The sequence below is a fragment of the Microcoleus sp. A2-C3 genome, assembly GCF_036706065.1.
Classification (GTDB): domain Bacteria; phylum Cyanobacteriota; class Cyanobacteriia; order Cyanobacteriales; family Microcoleaceae; genus Microcoleus.
In genome coordinates this window covers 87,890-104,944 of sequence record NZ_JAUBVX010000017.1, presented here as the reverse complement: position 1 = coordinate 104,944, position 17,055 = coordinate 87,890, and the positions used below count along the sequence as shown (strand labels likewise).

Here is a 17,055-nt window from a genome sequence, read left to right as displayed (position 1 = left end):
AGAGAAATTAAGATAGGCTACACACTGAAATTATCTTTCGGTTATTATAGGATCATTTATTCTGTGGGACTCTCTAACGAGTCGTCACACAAACTACTGGCCCCACATAAAAACCCGGTTTCTGGCCACCCGCGTAGTCCTGGACGCACTCCGACAAAGAAACCGGGTTTTTTCCAAAATCTGCGAATCACCACCAAGTATTCAAGGGAAAAACCCGGTTTCTGGCCACCCGCGCGTCAGTCCTAAATTTGCTAAAATATCCCCATAAAATATCAAAATATCAAAAATATGAACGAATCCCAAATACCGCAAATACCTTGGCTACCCTTAAGCCGAGAAGCGCACAAACTATCAGTTACCGACAGATTAGCTCTAGTCAATGCGATTGTTGAGTCCATCAGACGGGAACTAAAATCCCCACAATCTTTACCAGATAACTTCGTGGAACCCATGACGGGGCTAGCAAAAACTGATGCACTACCGCTAACAAATACCGAAGTTAAAATTAGATTGCACCCCGATCGCCAAGGTGCAGCCAAGCGACTCAGAGGACTAGCCAAAACAGATATGCCACCGCCTACAGATGCAGAAGTTGCAATCATGTTAGAAGAACGTTTGGTGGAGAAGTACCTAAAATGAAGGTATTAGTAGACACCAATATTATCCTCGATAGTTTGCTAGAGCGAGAACCATTTGTAGAGGATGCTGATGCTTTATTTGAGGCGATTGAAAATGAGGAAATAGATGGATATGTAACAGCAGCAACCTTAACAAATATCTTCTACATTGTCAGAAGACAAACTCGCAGCCTCGATCGCGCTAGGCAAGCTATTTCTGAAACATTAGCATTAATGAAAGTATCAGCCGTCGATCGCGAGGTTTTGGAAATAGCATTTGCATCTAATTTAACCGATTTTGAGGATGCCGTACAGTTAGCTTGTGCGCTGTCAGATAACCTGGAGGCGATCGTCACCCGCGATGCAGGAGATTTCGTCGGTGCTACCTTATCAATTCTATCACCTAGAGAGTTATTAAAACGTTTGGAATAATATTAGCAGGATTTACGCACTCCGACAAAGAAACCGGGTTTTTTACCAAATCTGCGAATCACAACGAAGTATTCTGGAAAAAACCCGGTTTCTGGCCACGCGCGCAATCCTGGACGCACTGCGACAAAGAAACCCGGTATTTCCCCCAAATCTGCCAATCACAACGAGTATTCTCGAAAAAACCCGGTTTCTGGCCACCCGCGCGTAAGTCCTAAATTTGCTCAGAAGGACTCAACCTCTCAGCTTACCTTCCCGGCGGTGTACCATCAGCCGATCGCACTCGCCCGGTCTTATTTGTTTTGATGCGGGATTGGATAGTTATAATATGAGAATCAATTCAACAAGTGCGATCGAACCCGCTATCATCAGCCGAAAACTTGCACTCAAGGATAATTATGCTGAACAATCTTCAACAAGATCACCAACAAGACATACAGACTATTACTCAGGTTTTGGCAAAAATCACCAGTCGCACGCCGGATCAGATTAAACCCTTACTAGATGCGATGCTCAAACGGCTAATAGAATCTCAACAACCTCCATTTTACGAAACAGCTACTACAACAGAATGGTTAATAGCATTTCAAGAATGGGTTGACAGTCATCGTAGCCTAAACCTCCCCAATCTTTCAGATGAAGCTATTAGCCGAGAGAGCATTTATGGAGACAGAGGTTAAATGCCATTCCTCCTCGATACAAACATACTGCTGCGTAGCGTCGATAGCACACACCCAATGAATCCTGATGCTGTCAATGCCATCATTACTTTGCGTAATCGCGGGGAACAACTTTATATCGTACCCCAAAATTTGATAGAGTTTTGGAACGTCTGCACCCGCCCAATCCAGAGAAATGGATTAGGACGTACTGCAACAGAAGCAGAGGCAGAAATTAATCGCTTAAAACAGATTTTTCCTCTTTTGTTGGATACAGAAGCAATTTACCAAGAATGGGAGCGACTGGTGATCACATATAAGGTTATAGGTGTCAACGTTCATGATGCGCGGCTAGTTGCGGCTATGATCGTTCATGGTTTAACCCATATCCTAACTTTTAATATTACTGACTTTGCTCGTTATTCAGAAATTACGGCTGTTAATCCCCCAACTTTAAAGATGTAGACGGCGGTTGAAACCGCGTCTACACAAACGATGTCCGGATGGTGCGCGGACTAAAGAAAATAACGTAATTTCAACGGAATTTCAACTATCGTGTTTTCTTCAACCCGCGGAGGCGGGTTTTGTTTGTGTCGCCGCGAATTCCATTCGCCCGGTCTTATCAGGGTTTCCCTACTCCGCGCTAACAGCCAAACCAGAAACCACAGGCGCGATCGCATTTAGCTTCAAAACAGGATGCTCACCTTCCACCTGACGGCAATTCCAGTCATTCCTAAACAACAAAACCGGCCGCCCCCAACTATCCTTCACCGTCACAGTATTAAACAACCGCCCAACCTTAGCCAGCGCATCCCAACCGCCATCAACCCAACGAGCTACACTATAAGGCAACATTTCGATCGCAGTTTCCACATTATATTCCGACTGCATTCGGAACTGCACAACCTCAAATTGCAACTGTCCCACAGCCGCCAAAATCGGATCCCGTTTCGACTCATCCACCGAATACATAATTTGCACAGCGCCCTCTTCCTGCAACTCCGAAACACCTTTGCGGAACTGCTTAAACTTAGAAGGATTCGGATTTCTCAAAACAGCAAAAAGTTCCGGCGAAAAACAGGGAATCCCTTCATATTCCAGCTTTTGACCAGTGTAAATAGTATCGCCGATCGCAAAAACCCCCGGATTGTTCAAACCAATCACATCACCCGGATACGCAATCTCGATCGACTCCCGATCCTGAGCAAATAACTTTTGAGGCCTTGACAAACGCACCGTTTTACCAGTCCGAGCGTGAGTCACGTTCATATCCTTTTCAAACTTACCCGTACAAACCCGAATAAACGCCACGCGATCGCGATGTCGCGGGTCCATATTCGCTTGCAACTTAAACACAAACCCGGTAAAATCTTCATAAGTTGGCGGAAGTTCCCCGACGCTGCTGTTGCGGGCGATCGGCTTCATCGCGTAATCTAAAAACGCATCTAAAAACAGTTCAACCCCAAAATTGCTCATCGCGCTACCAAAGAAAACCGGAGTCATTTTCCCAGCCCGAACTAAATCTAAATCGAGTTCAGTTCCTAACTCATCCAGCAGTTCCAACTCTTCTTTAAGCTGATAGTAAAGGTCTTGTTCCAACAAATCCTCAATCCGCGGATCGCCCAATTCAATGACTGTATCCACAGCCGCGCGAGAACCGTGTTTAGTCCGCTCGAATAAGTGAATTTTGCGCCCTCTGCGATCGAAAACACCCTTAAAGCGATCGCCCGTACCGATCGGCCAATTCACCGCATAAGTCTGCAACCCCAATTCCTTCTCAATTTCGTCCAATAAATCCAAAGGATCTCTGCTAGGGCGATCGAGCTTATTAAAGAAAGTAAATATAGGCAAACGTCGCAGCTTACAAACTTCAAATAACTTGCGAGTTTGCGGTTCCAAACCCTTAGCAGCATCCTCAAGCATCACCGCATTATCAGCCGCCGCCAGAGTGCGATAAGTATCTTCACTAAAATCTTGGTGTCCCGGAGTATCGAGCAGATTAATGTGATAATTTTGATACTCAAACTGCAACACAGTAGAAGTAATCGAAATTCCCCGCTGCTGTTCCATCGCCATCCAGTCAGAGGTAGCGTGTCGCTGAGCTCGCCGCGCTTTCACAGAACCTGCTTCGTGAATCGCACCTCCGTAAAGCAGCAGCTTTTCTGTCAAAGTAGTTTTCCCCGCGTCGGGGTGAGAGATAATCGCAAAGTTGCGCCGGCGCTCAACAGCAGCTAGCAGTTCAGTTTCGAGTTCTGTTGTCATCACAAATTAGGTAGGGGAATCATCACCCGATCGCCATTATAGCCTGTGCTACAGTTGCTATTAAAGGTAAAATTATCGGTAAAGTCAAGGAATAAAACTAATATGTACGACTCCGACAAGCGGAAGCTGCTATCACTGGTGTGTCACGGGGCGATTTTTTTCAGCACGTTAGTGTTCTCGATCGGAGCGCCGATCGCTGTATTGTTAGTATCAGATGACCCCGTTGTCAAAGAAAACGCCACAGAAGCCATCAATTTTCACCTGAATGTATGGCTGTACAGCACCGTGATTGTGGTGTTAACTGTCGTCACTTTTGGGCTTGCAGGCTTTATCCTCGTGCCGCTAGGTTATCTCCTGCACTGGGGACTGACAATTATGGCTATCCTCCACGTTTTGCAAGATCCTAACCAACCTTACCGCTATCCTTTTATTTTCCGAATAGTTTAGACAGCCAATCGCGCTTCACCATCGATTTAAACAACCCGATTTCTTGTAGAAACCGGGTTTTTAATTGTTTGATAGAAGAAGGAAGAAGGAAGAGAAAAGAAGGAAGAAGGAAGAAAAGAAACGGTTTTAGCTTAGCAATTCGTAAGGAAGAAAAGAAACGGTTTTAGCAATTCGTAAGGCGCAGTACGCATTTTACGGGAGAAAAATTGTGCCTACCTAATTGCCGCTCGAATAAAACACAATTCCCAATTCCCAATTCCCAATTCCCAATTCCCAATTCCCAACTTTCATCGCATTTCAGCAACTCTAGCAGTCTCTGTCGGTGGCATAACCGCTTCTTTAGCATTCAACTTGATATTCAACTCACGAATCCGGCGCGACAGCAAGCGAATAATATTAACAGCAATTCCCGGCGTTTCATCGATCGCATCATAGAGCTGCATTTGAGTCAACATCAAACACTCCGATTGTTCCAGAGTAGAAATAGAAGCCGATCGAGGTTCCGCATCAAACAGCGACATTTCCCCAAAACAAGCCCCCGCCTTCAACTGTGCCAAATCCCGATCGCCTATATGCACCCGCACCGTACCCGATACCAAGATATAGAGCGATCGACCTTCCTGTCCTTCCGTAAAAATCCTATGCTTAGAAGGAAACGAAAGTTCATCCATCACCGATGCTAGACGCACGAGAAAATCATCCCGCAGTTCCTTAAAAATGGGAACTTCCCTGACAAACAATAGGCGTTCGACGCTGGTTAACATAATGCGATGCAGTGATTAATTTAAACTTTCAAAGGAGAAGAAAAAGGGGAGAGTGGGAGAGGGGGAGAGGGGGAGAGTGGGAGAGGGGGAGAGTGGGAGAGGGGGAGAGGGGGAGAGTGAGGAGTTGTTCTTGTTTTTTCCCTCTTTCTTCTTCCCTTTTCTTTCTTCCCTCTTCCCTTTTCTTTCTTCCCTCTTCCTTCTTCCTTCTTCCCTCTTCCTTCTTCCTTCAGAATGATAACTTTACCTTTTTGTGCTATTCCCCAACTCTGCCATCATCTCTTCAACTTGAGCTGATACCAAATTATCCGGGTCATTTTGCAGCCTCGGCAACAATTCGAGCAAAGCCCGCGGCGAAGCTATTTTCAAATAGGCTAACACTGCTTCGCGCACAAAGCCCGTCGGGTGTTGCAGACAGACAAGAGTTTGTTGGGCGGTAAGACTCCAACGCGCTTCCCTCGCCAAGTGAAAGCAGCAGGCTAAGGCCCAATCCGAAAGGAAATGGCGCAATTCTAGCAAGCGGCGCAAACGATCGCTAGGGGATAGAGGTTTGTACACCATCAATTCGGAGAGATTGCTCAACTTCTCTGTTTCTGAGTGCTGATCCAACAAATTAATCAGCGATCGCTTCTTAGCGATATCCACAGTATTGTCGAGAATTTCCAATCCCCTAGCCACCAAAGAAGGTTGGCCAGAAGCAATGTTGAAAGCAGCAGCTTGTACGGTGTCCAACGCATAAAGAAACTTCATCAGCAAAAAACATCGCTCCTTAGCATCAGCTTCCAGCCCAGCCAAAGCCCGCTGCAACAATTGAGCCGTATCGTTATCCTTCGCAGGTGCGGGGCTATTTACATCTCGCTCTGAGAAATTGCTGTAGGTTGTTACCCCAGACAAATCTACCAGAGCCGCATAAATTTGACCGATAAACATCAACTCCTGTTCGATGAGAGTTTCCAATCCGCTGCGGCCAATGCGGTCTAGAACCCCTTCTATCCCCGCTTCCGAGGGCATTTTCAATAGGATGCGGAGGATGTTGCGCCTGGTAGTTCCCCAAGCCGTCATCAAATTGCTGACTAAAATGTCGATCGCCTCCACAGTCCCAATTTGACCGAGAGCCGTCCAAGCTTGCAATCTGACCAAATCCGACTTGTGGATGTCCTCAGCTAAATAGACGAGCAAAGGAATCGCATCATTGTGAAGTTTGACGATCGCCTGCAAAGCCGCTTCCCTAGTCGATTTGTAACCGAGTCCGCGCAGCAGCGAAGGATAATATTCTTCCGAATGAGTAGAAGAAATCACATCTAACAGAGCACAGCGCACTCGCAGAGATTCATCTTGCAACAGATTGGGAATATACAGCCGCAGTCCTTGCAAATAATCAGCCTCTCCTAGAGCCCGCGTCCCCATCACCCGTTCTCGTTCCAGCTTGTGGGTGAGCATTTGGCGCAGCGTATTAGTAGCTTCTGCCTTTTGCTGGCGATCGCCCCTTCTCATAATTAAAGCAGCCGCCGTACCTCGTACCACCGGATCGACGATCGGCTGCAAATAAGGCCGCAAGCTGTCAATATTCGGTTCAGCCTCCGTCAGCCAGATGTAGCGCAAAGCCAAAGCTAGCACCTCCGGCGGCAAAGATTGCTCCGACAGTGCGCGGACAGCTTCTAAATATTCCGGGTTCGGATGTTGCAGCATGGTTTCCAAGCTCTGGCGCTGCAAAGCCGAAGGCAAAACTTCCAGGATAGGCGCCAAAACTTCTCCGACATTTTTCGGGTCAATTTGCGTCAGCAGTTCTATGCAGGAGCGCTTTTCATCTTCGCCCCCCGGCTTTTCCAGAGTTTCCACCACTGCGCGTTTGAGAGCTTTCAGGTCAACGTCGGTGACGCCCAAGCGCCCCCGTTCCGCACTTTTGACCAACAAACCCACGTATTGAGAGCGGATCAGCCAGACTACAAACAGCCACACCAAAGCCAAAAGTACGATCACGCCAATAAATATCAAACTTTGGTTGTCGTGAAATAGCTTGTCCTTTTCGTCTTGGTGGGGCAGTATCTTGTCTGTCACCCACAGCATAATCAGGATGCCAACTCCTGTCACTCCGCAGGACAGAGGTTCGCCCACACCGTTGACTAGAGTTTGAATACCCGATCGAATATTGTCAGGAATCGGTTGGAATAAAACCGGGCTCACAGTTTCCAACAGCGTGTAGTGCAGCAGTTCGTCCAGAAATCTCAGCAATATCAGTCCGATGAACACAGAGACTAGCTGGCCCAGAGATGCTCCTATCGTCAGCACGCCGAGGATCGCGATACCCGCCGGCAAAATCATCGCCGTCACAAATACACCGATTCGTTCTACCAAGCGACTGGAAGCAAACCACTGAGTCGCGACTTGAAACAGACCTTGTATACCTTCGTAAATCCCCAAAAAGCTAGCAATCCAGCTAGCTCCATTGGCACCGTCCGAAGGGTTTTGGTATTCTAGCTGGCTGTAGAATTGAAAATCTACCAACACATAGAGGACTTCTGCAAGGACGAAAAAACTGACTAGAGGTATGGCATATTTTTGCAGAGGGCCTGTAACTTTGCGGGCGGTAAATTCTTGTTGGTCGTCTTCGTCCTCGTCATCTGTCCAGTGAGCCGTTTCCGGGAATGCTTGGCGGTATTTTTCCGTGAGGTAGTACAGTAACAGCGAGCCTGTCGCCACCATTAACCCCGATATCAGAGTAACGTTTTTGAGTCCGACTACGTAGAGCAAAACCGGCAGAGAAAACCCGCTGACTACTCCAGCCACTAGATAACCACTGCTGACTAGAGGATAGGTGCGCTTGATTTCTCTAATATTAAACAGTTGGTTGGAAGTAATGGAAGTATTCAGGTCATTGAGGACATAGCAAGCTTCCACCCACAGCCACATCAAAAAAATAGTAATAAAAGCGATGCTGATGCCAGCTATCTTAGTATTTTCATAGCCGATGCCGAATCTAAACAAAAATAGCGGTACCGACATCATTGCCAAAACCACTACAACGGTGCGCCTCAGTGGCAAGATTTTTTGCAGCCACGAGTAGACAAATCCCAAACCAGAACCTATAAAGGCGCTGGCTATATAGATATAGGGCATTTTGTCCGCACCGAATTCGTCTAAAAACAGACCTACCGTGCTGAGTTCCAGCCAGATCAGCCCGACGGAGGTGAGAGTGTAGACGAGGAACATCAGTACGGTTCGCTCTACTTCTTCCGATCGCAGGTTGAGCGATCGCAGCACTCCTTTTCCTGCTCCCGCCCAAGCGCTGATTTGAAAATTTTCCATGCTTCTGATGCGTAGATATCCCGATTTGAAATTTAAGATTTGAGATTTGAAATTTACTCCACAGATGCCATCTAGGAGCTGGAACTTTGGTCTAAAATTTTTGCTTTGACCCTCCACGACTATAGTCGGAAACCTATATCCGTTTTGGGGCGTGGCAATTAGTCTACCGTCACCAGTCTATTAATATTGACTGATGACTGATGACTGATGACTAATCACTCATAACTATTTTTTCGGCGACAGCAGCATCATCATACTGCGGCCTTCTTTTTTCGGCGCTTGCTGCACCTCTGCGATTTCCTGTAAATCTGTGGCCATGCGCTTGAGCAAGTCCTCTGCTAGGTTACTGTGTTGGATTTCCCGACCTCTGAACATGATCGTGGCTTTTACTTTGTCCCCAGATTTGATAAAGCGGTCTGCTAGTTTGAGGCGCACTTGGTAGTCGTGTTCTTCAATTTTGTAGCGCATCTTCACTTCCTTCACGTCAGCAGTGTGTTGCTTCCGCTTTGCTTCTCGCGCTTTCTTTTCCTGCTCGAATTTGTACTTCCCGTAGTCCATGACGCGACATACAGGCGGGTCAGCTTTGTCACTGACAAGTACGAGGTCGAGTTCTTTTTCTTCTGCCAGACGCAGCGCTTCTGCGGGCGTCAATATCCCTAGTTGCGCGCCGTCGGTATCGATCACCCGGATTTTGGGGTATCGAATATTTTCGTTAATCTGGGGTAGGTTGCGATTTTGTCTTCTTTCAATCACAGGCATGAATGGTTTTACAATCAGTAGTTGAATATTGAAGCTTCTTGATAGTTACAGGTTCGATCGACCAATATTTCAATTGTCCGAGCGAGCTATTTTGTAAGGTGTTGCCCTTACCGAACGTACTACCGCGCCCTCTCTCCCCTCAGCTTAAGCGTTAGGGAATATTTGGACGATCGTAAATGAATTCTTACAATACCTGTTATTCTACTCAGTCTGGCTAAGTTTCTGCGTAGTTTTATTTTAACTTCACACACGAGCGTCCGCCCCCGTGTCAGATTGATGACAAAACGGTCGAAAATTCCCGGTCAATCGTTAAAAATGAGGTAAAACGGCTTTTATTACCGCATATAGCCCAGTCTGGCAAGTGCCCCAAGTCCCCCAAGTCCCCTGATTTGCCTTGTAGAATAGGTATAACCAAGTGTAAATTTATGTTACGAGCTGAGGCAAAATTGACAAATTCTCTGCTGTGGCACCAACGGGTGGGAACTCAACGAGACTGGGTGTGGCGTGGTTGGCAAACTCGCTACACTTATTTACGGCCAGCTTTGGGACAAAATCAAGGCGCGATCGCATTTCCCGATTCTGCGGACAAACCAATCACCTCCGCCACATCAAGCACCCCGATTATTTTACTGCACGGATTTGGAGCTTCGATCGGGCATTGGCGCCAAAATTTCGCCCCACTCGCCGAAAACCATACAGTTTACGCCTTAGATTTGCTGGGGTTTGGCGCTTCTCAAAAAGCTCCCGCCAACTACGATGTGTCTTTGTGGGTCGATCAAGTTTATGATTTTTGGCTGACTTTTATCAAAGAGCCCGTAGTATTGGCAGGAAATTCGATCGGCTCCCTGATTTGTCTGGCCGCCGCCGCCGCTCACCCGGACATGGTGGCTGGTACGGTAATGATTAGCCTCCCAGACCCCTCTGTGCGAGCCGAGGCGGTGCCCGGATGGCTGTTACCGGCGATCGAAGCTGTAGAAAGTTGGTTTGTTTCTCCGCTCATCCTCAGACCTCTGTTTGCTTTCGTCCGCAAGCCTGCGGTTGTCCGCCGCTGGGTTGGCTTTGCCTACGCCAACCCGGAAGCTATTACCGACGAATTAGTGGAAATTCTAGCAGGGCCTGCGGGCGATCGGGGAGCCGCCCGTGCCTTCTGCGCTGTATTCAAAGCTGTAGGAAGTGCACAAGTTGGCCCCGGTGTCAAGACTGTGCTGCGAAATTCCACAATCCCAATGCTGTTAATTTGGGGCAAACAAGACCGGATGATTCCCCCTCGGTTCGCCCGCCCCCACCAATTTGTCGAATGCAATCCCAATTGTGTAGAGCTAGTGGAATTAGACAATGCCGGCCACTGTCCCCAGGATGAGTGCCCGGAACAAGTAAATCAAGCAATTTTGAACTGGATGAGCCGGAATTTTGCAGCTAGGGGCAAGAGTCAATTGCAGCGCAGTTGATTAGACACGGGCAGTGCGTTGCTAATTAACCAAAATAACTTGCAGGTATCGATCCCGCTCAAAAATAAAGTTGTGATAATTCGATCGCACGCGGTGGTATGGTATTACAGAATTTCCCTCACTCGTTGACACAATCGCCAAGATAGTGTATCTTTTCTAACTGGTAGCATACATACAAGTTATGTAGTTAGTCGAAAAGCGAGTCATCAAACCAAATTACAGGTTTTATCGAGCAGCCCATCGACTGTTTTTACTGTCCCAAAAACTTGACAACTGCCCTAACTATATTTGCCGCCCAAAATTTTATCCGCGTCAATCAACCAATGCTCTGGCTGTCCATCGTGCACTCAAAAAGAGTGTTAATAATGACAAAGCATAGCCCGCAAAGGTAACAGAAAAAACTCTCCGGTTACTGCTGACAGCATCGACTAGCGATCGTAGTGTCAGGAAAATCGCGATCGCCCTACTAATTTTCGATCATCGCCGAAAATTCATGAGTAAAAAAAACCAGAAAAAAAGAGAGCAGGGACGCTATGTAATTGTATTTAACTGTCAAGCTGTCAGCAAAAATGTTTGTCCCCAAAAATATGCCACTTTGTCGGAGACTAATATTTTGTAGCCATCAAAAGTCAGCTAAATCTTGAAAATCTGGATTCTTTTCAAGATCGGTTGTTAAGTTGTCGGTATGGTATAAAAAATTAGAACGAAACACAACAGTCAAGCGGATTATTACCCTTGCCGTAACAAGCTGCGCCAATATTAAAGAGCGATAAAACCGCTCCCTTGAAGAACCTTCATTCAGTTGACAGTTGACAGTTAACAGCGACCTCTACTTGAAAGGAAGAGGATTGGAGTAATGAATAGTTTTTTTTAATTTCTCCCCGATCAGGGTTCCGGCTTTAAACCAATTCTTTCTGGTAAAATTTGACCTTATAACTTGTATCTTCTAACTTCAAGAAAGACATTGTTTTTTGCTCCTAAAAATAAATACCTTCCCTTGTGCCAACAATTTTTCAGTCAGCTTATAACCGATCGCCCCCAAATATACGGGCAAGTTCCAAAATGCCATGATTGGGCATTTTGTAGGCTGTTAACGCATAAATAAAGTCAATGAGAGCCAACAACTGACGGTCGGAAGTCCCCAGTCGGCTAATGGCTCACCGCTGAAAGCCGATCGGGCAAGCGGCACCCTTCCACCTTTTAGCAGTAACGCAAACGAGGAAAAAACTGTCGTGAAATTCCACTGGCTACTACCGAGTTTCTTAAGTGTATTTTTGCTCGCTGGAGCCGCCGAAGCAGCGAGACTGCAATCTTGGCGGTTTGATGCTTCAGAGAACCGGCTTTACATTAGAACAGAGGGGGGAGTTCAACCCAAAGCTCAACTGATTTTCAACCCCACGCGGTTGGTAATCGACTTACCGGGGACGAGTCTGGGACGTTCTGCGGTCAGCCAACCGCTCTCAGGAGCGATCGAATCTGTGCGAGTAGGACAGTTTGACGACGATACCACCAGAATAGTTGTCGAACTCAGAGACGGATTTACCCTAGATCCGCAGCAAGTAAAATTCCGGGGAATTTCTCCCAGCGAGTGGACAGTAGATTTGCCAACGCCAGTGCGGGGAGCAACTCAAAATCCGATTTCAGAACCAGGGGGAGAAAGATTATCGGTTGAACCTTCAGCAACGGAAACCCAATCTGCTGAAGCGACTGTAGTTCAGAACGTTCAGGTGACGGCGGACGGTTTTTTAGTCCGCACTGCGGGCGGGCGCCCCCAAATTAATTTTCAACAAAGTCGGGCCGGGGACATCGCCACCCTCGATATTGAAGGAGCTACTTTAGCTCCGGGCGCGGGCGGCCAACAGCCTCAAACGAACGGCAAGTACGGAGTTGACAAGATTGAAGTGCGGCAACTGCCAACAGATCCGCCCGTTACCCGCGTGACTTTGCGGATGAAGAGTTCTAATACTCAGTGGCGCGCTTCTGTGAGCAATTCGGGCTCTGTTGTGCTATCGCCAGGGGGCACGAGGCCGCCAATCCTCACGGGCTCCCAACCTGTACCTGTTGGGAGACCAGCTCAAGCAAGTTTAGCGAGAGTTCAGTCCATTGATTTAGCCAGTAATGGCACGCAATTTGTGGTGAGAACTGACCGCCAAGTCTCCTATACCAGCGGGTGGGATCAGTCGTCGAAATCTTACTGGATTCGGCTCGCTTCTAGTTCTCTGACTGGGCAAATTCCTCAGCTCGATGGGAACAGTCCTGTATCGTTTACTGCCAGTCAGGAAGACGCGGAGACTGTGGTGATTTGGGTGCAGCCGCGATCGGGGGTACAGGTAGGCAGGGTGACGAGACCTAACCCGCAGTTGCTGTCTTTGCAGTTGCGATCGAGTGCTAGCGCGCAGCCACCTGTGACTCGCGATCCAAATCCGCAGCCGTTGCCGAGAAGGACTATCGGAGCGGGTGATTTGCCCCAAGCTTCTAACCGCCGCGTCGTAGTAGCGATCGATCCAGGCCACGGCGGCCGCGATCCGGGTGCAGTCGGGATTCAGGGCATTCAAGAGAAGGAGATTGTTTTAGATATCTCCTATCAGGTGGCGAGGCTACTGGAACAGCAGGGAGTGCAGGCGGTGCTGACTCGGACTGATGACAGCGAAATCGACCTGGAACCGAGAGTTTCTTTGGCAGCACGGGTGAATGCTACTTTGTTTGTCAGCATTCACGCTAATTCGATTAATATGAGTCGCCCGGATATTAGCGGGATTGAGACTTATTATTTCGATAGCGGACAAGATTTAGCTCGCGTGATTCACGCCAGTATTTTGGATGGGACGGGAGCGACTGACCGCCGGGTGCGGCAGGCGAGATTTTATGTTTTGAGGAAGAGTTCTATGCCTTCTGTTTTGGTGGAAGTCGGTTTTGTCACGGGTGCTGAGGATGCTGCTAAACTTTCTGACCCAGCTTACCGCAGTCAAATGGCCGCTTCGATCGCTCGCGGCATCTTAGTTTATCTTCAACAAAGATAATGGGCATGGGGCATTGGGCATTGGTAATTGGTAATTGGGCATTGGTAATTGGTAATTGGTAATTGGTAATTGGTAATTGGGAATTGGTAACTAATGACAACAGACAACAGACAACAGACAACAGACAACAGTCAACAAAGAATCGGTATTTTTGACAGCGGTGTGGGCGGTTTGACGGTTTTGACGCAGTTATACAAACAATTGCCGAACGAATCAATACTTTATTTTGGAGATACGGCGAGACTGCCTTACGGGACTCGCGCGGCGTCGGAAATTGTACATTTTGTCCGGGAAATTATGGCCTGGCTGGTCGAACAAGATGTGAAAATGGTGATTATGGCCTGCAACACCAGTTCTGCTTTGGCGATGGAGATGGTGCAGGCTGAGTTTGATATTCCGGTGCTGGGAGTAATTCTGCCGGGGGCGCAGGCTGCGGTGCAGCAAGGTAAGCGGATCGGAGTCATTGCAACTCCTGCTACTGCTGCTAGCAATGCTTATCGAAATGCGATTTTGGAAATGGACGCTTCTTGTCGGGTATGGCAGGTTAGCTGTCCGGCTTTTGTGCCGCTGGTGGAGCAAAATCGGATTCACGATCCTTATACTTCTGAGGTGGCGCGGGAATATTTGGCTCCTTTGATTCAGCAGCGCATCGATACGCTGATTTATGGCTGTACTCATTATCCGCTGTTGGCTCCCGTGTTGCGATCGCTCTTGCCTGCTGGGGTAAATTTGATCGATCCTGCGGTGCGCGTGGTGGCTGCTGCGGCGAGAGAATTGGAGGTTTTGGGGCTGCGGAATGCTGGTGTGGCGCTGCCGACTCGTTTTTGTGTGAGTGGCCCTCCGCAGCAGTTTGCGGACTTGTCGGTGCAGTGGCTGGGCTGTACTCCTGCGGTTGAGAAAGTATCTCTGCCGGCCGTTGTACGTAGCGAAGCGGGGCGTAAGCCATCGCCCGTATCCCTGGAATCTGTCGAATAAGCCGGCCAATTTATCGATCGCACGGAGCGCGTTGCTTGCATTCGAGGATCGCACAAATATTACCCCCACATCCCAGACACTTAGGGATTTGGGGGTTTAATTATGGCGATCGAAGGTAGCAATCAATCTACGATCTGTAATAAAATGCAACAAAAGCTTTGATGAACAATGCAAATAACGTCCTATATCTGCTGGAGATCTTCAGCCTTGAACCATGTCAACCTATATATCGCAAGCAGTGTTACTTGTAGACGGCTATAACATGATTGGACTGTGGCCTCGACTCCGAGAGAAGCGCGATCGCGACGAACTCGAAACAGCTCGCCGTGAGTTAATTGAGGTTTTAGTTAACTACAGCGCCGTTCAAGATTTTGAGGCTCGACTCGTGTTTGACGCTCACTATCGAGATACTCCCAGCGTTAAAGAAATTATTACTAAAAATTTATCAGTGCACTACACTGACTTCGGTCAGACAGCAGATACTTATATTGAAAAGTCTTGTGCTAATTTGCGGTATGAGTTGCGATCGATCAAAGGTAAAGGGCGCATGATTGTCGCCACCTCAGACAGAGCGCAGCAATTGACAGTAGTCGGCTACGGCGCCGAATGGATGTCCGCCGAACAACTAGCGGCTGACGTAGAATCCACCGCCCGCCGCAGCGAGCGCCAGCACAAATCCCGAAAACACAACTCCAGTCGCTTTCTGTCCAATTCCCTCGATCCAGAATCGCAGCAGCGCCTCGCCAGAATGAGAATGGGGCTGCATTAGCGGCCTAAACCCGCTTGGTGTATGAGAAAAAAAAAAGTTTGCAAAAGGCCTTGCCAAATCGAATCGGTTCAGCTACTATTAGTAAATGTGGGTGACGAAAACCACGCAATCCTCGGTAGCTCAGTGGCAGAGCGATCGGCTGTAATGAATGCAAGCCTTTGGTATTAACCAAAAGCCCTAGTGACATAGCAGCTTTATCCGGTAACGGGTACTGAAAAATCGGGTGAATTCAAGGAAACCGCAGCACTTCGGGTGGCGGCAATCTTGAGCCAAGTCTGGCGAAAGGCAGTGGTTTAGACCACAAGTAGCCATAAAGGTGCAGAGACTAGAGATGAGGAGCCTAACCAATAAATCTCACAGCGCCCGACATCCCGCGACAGATATTAAATCTGCGTTCTAGGGATGATGAAATAGTCCACGCCCTTCGGAAACGTTGGGATAAGTGTAACCGATTGGTCGTAGGTTCAAATCCTACCCGGGGAGTTAGTAAAAGTCTGAAGTTGGAATTTTCCAGCTTCAGATTTTTTTGTGTTTAATTATGGTCATGAATCCCAAGCCGATTCTGGTCAGATTCAAAACATCCGTTGAGAATCCCCACGAATGCAAGACCAGCAAGAGATCAAACCTAAAATATCCTTGTGGGGAACTGCATTTGCGAAGCCCAAAGACCGTTCAACTCCCGAAACCATCTCTTTTCGATGCTTTCACGGAGTCTTTACAGAATTTCTGAAAAATAAAGTGAGATTTTGCATAAAACTACCGAGTCGGCCCCGATAGATAAGTATGAGGGACAGTTAGGCGGTTGGGTCGATCGCCCTTCAACTTCCAAAACCAACTCTTTCGGTACTTTCACGCAGTCTTTACAGAATTTCTGAAAAAAAATTGAAATTTTGCATAAAACTACCGAGTTAGCCCTGATAAGTACATGTACGAGACAGTTAGGCAGTTGGGGCTATTTTTCGCACAACGAAGTCGATCGCGCAATCCCGCAGTCCGAAAGTCCGGGAGGTAATTAATTACCTACCGGGCTGGGGGGAAAGCGCATTATTCGATCGCGCTTCAACTCCCAAAATCCGCTTTTTGCAGTGCTTTCACGTAGTCTTTACAAAACTTTGCCAAAAAAAAGTTGAGTTTTGCATAAAACTACCGAGTCGGTCCTGATAGATAAGTATGAGGGACAGTTAGGCGGTTGGGTCGATCGCCCTTCAACTCCCAAAACCAACTCTTTCCGTGCTTTCACGCAGTCTTTACAAAGCTTTACAAAAAAAACCGTAGAGTTTTGCATAAAACTACCGAGTTAGTCCTGATAGATAAGTAAGGAGTTACGCACCAAGCTCAAGAAACCGGGTTTTTCGCAGAATCTCCTGCTAACAGCGCATAATTTCGCAAAAAACCCGGTTTCTGGCGGCGCATAAATCCTGTGGCGCGATCGAATTTATTAATTTCAGGGGGTGCATTAATCTATGGATTTTGAATCTGGCTTTAACGGTTGTTTGCGGTGTTGGCGGGCGATTCCCTGGGGGATAGCTTAGCTTCACGAAGTTTTTCACAATACCTTAACTGACTTGAAGGGCGATCGACCCTAATTTTTAGGCGAGCAAAT

Annotated in this window: 14 protein-coding genes; 10 read left to right on the top strand and 4 right to left on the bottom strand. The window is 47.6% G+C overall.

Annotated elements, in window-relative coordinates; translation table 11 throughout:
- Positions 1–288: 288 nt before the first annotated feature.
- From QUB66_RS12100 to QUB66_RS12085, 4 genes are all read left to right on the top strand, one after another.
- The gene (locus QUB66_RS12100) at positions 289–639 is read left to right on the top strand and encodes a hypothetical protein (RefSeq protein WP_332967980.1); all 351 of its coding nucleotides are present in this window, start codon (positions 289–291) and stop codon (positions 637–639) included.
- Entirely contained in the window at positions 636–1,049 is a 414-nt protein-coding gene (locus QUB66_RS12095; protein WP_332967978.1) for a PIN domain-containing protein, read from the top strand. The genes QUB66_RS12100 and QUB66_RS12095 overlap by 4 nt, the downstream gene beginning before the upstream one ends.
- Positions 1,050–1,444: 395 nt before the next feature.
- Complete coding sequence (locus QUB66_RS12090; RefSeq protein WP_332967976.1) at positions 1,445–1,726, top strand: hypothetical protein; 282 nt, start codon at positions 1,445–1,447, stop codon at positions 1,724–1,726.
- Positions 1,727–2,170 carry a type II toxin-antitoxin system VapC family toxin gene (locus QUB66_RS12085; RefSeq protein ID WP_332967975.1) on the top strand — a complete coding sequence of 148 codons (444 nt, stop codon included), beginning with the start codon at positions 1,727–1,729 and terminating at the stop codon, positions 2,168–2,170.
- A gap of 168 nt (positions 2,171–2,338) precedes the next feature.
- On the opposite strand, the gene prfC is transcribed toward QUB66_RS12085, so the two are convergent.
- Positions 2,339–3,967 (bottom strand): peptide chain release factor 3, encoded by a 1,629-nt coding sequence (gene prfC, locus QUB66_RS12080; protein ID WP_332967974.1) that lies wholly within the window; start codon positions 3,965–3,967, stop codon positions 2,339–2,341.
- Positions 3,968–4,069: 102 nt separating this feature from the next.
- Between prfC and QUB66_RS12075 the strand changes: the two genes are divergently transcribed.
- Positions 4,070–4,414, top strand: a complete 345-nt coding sequence (locus QUB66_RS12075; protein WP_265239581.1) for a DUF4870 domain-containing protein — start codon at positions 4,070–4,072, stop codon at positions 4,412–4,414.
- Between the two features lie 287 nt (positions 4,415–4,701).
- Here the strand turns inward: QUB66_RS12075 and QUB66_RS12070 are convergent, their stop codons facing one another.
- The 3 genes from QUB66_RS12070 to infC all read right to left on the bottom strand — a co-directional run bounded on the left by QUB66_RS12070 (position 4,702) and on the right by infC (position 9,240).
- A complete protein-coding gene (locus tag QUB66_RS12070) occupies positions 4,702–5,178 on the bottom strand; it encodes a Crp/Fnr family transcriptional regulator (RefSeq protein ID WP_265239582.1) in 477 nt (158 codons plus the stop codon).
- Positions 5,179–5,418: 240 nt separating this feature from the next.
- A complete protein-coding gene (locus QUB66_RS12065; protein ID WP_332967973.1) occupies positions 5,419–8,481 on the bottom strand; it encodes a HEAT repeat domain-containing protein in 3,063 nt (1,020 codons plus the stop codon).
- Positions 8,482–8,706: 225 nt separating this feature from the next.
- Positions 8,707–9,240 carry a translation initiation factor IF-3 gene (gene infC / locus QUB66_RS12060; RefSeq protein WP_265239585.1) on the bottom strand — a complete coding sequence of 178 codons (534 nt, stop codon included), beginning with the start codon at positions 9,238–9,240 and terminating at the stop codon, positions 8,707–8,709.
- Positions 9,241–9,665: 425 nt separating this feature from the next.
- On the opposite strand from infC, the gene QUB66_RS12055 reads away from it, so the two are divergent.
- The 5 genes from QUB66_RS12055 (at position 9,666) to QUB66_RS12035 (ending at position 15,452) form a co-directional block, all read left to right on the top strand.
- Positions 9,666–10,688 carry an alpha/beta fold hydrolase gene (locus QUB66_RS12055; protein WP_332967972.1) on the top strand — a complete coding sequence of 341 codons (1,023 nt, stop codon included), beginning with the start codon at positions 9,666–9,668 and terminating at the stop codon, positions 10,686–10,688.
- A gap of 493 nt (positions 10,689–11,181) precedes the next feature.
- Positions 11,182–11,307: a hypothetical protein gene (locus QUB66_RS12050; protein WP_332967970.1), complete on the top strand. Its 126-nt coding sequence runs from the start codon at positions 11,182–11,184 to the stop codon at positions 11,305–11,307.
- A 613-nt stretch (positions 11,308–11,920) separates the two neighbouring features.
- Positions 11,921–13,708 carry an N-acetylmuramoyl-L-alanine amidase gene (locus tag QUB66_RS12045; RefSeq protein WP_332967968.1) on the top strand — a complete coding sequence of 596 codons (1,788 nt, stop codon included), beginning with the start codon at positions 11,921–11,923 and terminating at the stop codon, positions 13,706–13,708.
- 93 nt (positions 13,709–13,801) lie between these two features.
- Entirely contained in the window at positions 13,802–14,683 is an 882-nt protein-coding gene (gene murI, locus QUB66_RS12040; RefSeq protein WP_332967966.1) for a glutamate racemase, read from the top strand.
- A gap of 214 nt (positions 14,684–14,897) precedes the next feature.
- A complete protein-coding gene (locus QUB66_RS12035) occupies positions 14,898–15,452 on the top strand; it encodes an NYN domain-containing protein (protein WP_332967964.1) in 555 nt (184 codons plus the stop codon).
- Positions 15,453–17,055: the final 1,603 nt, after the last annotated feature.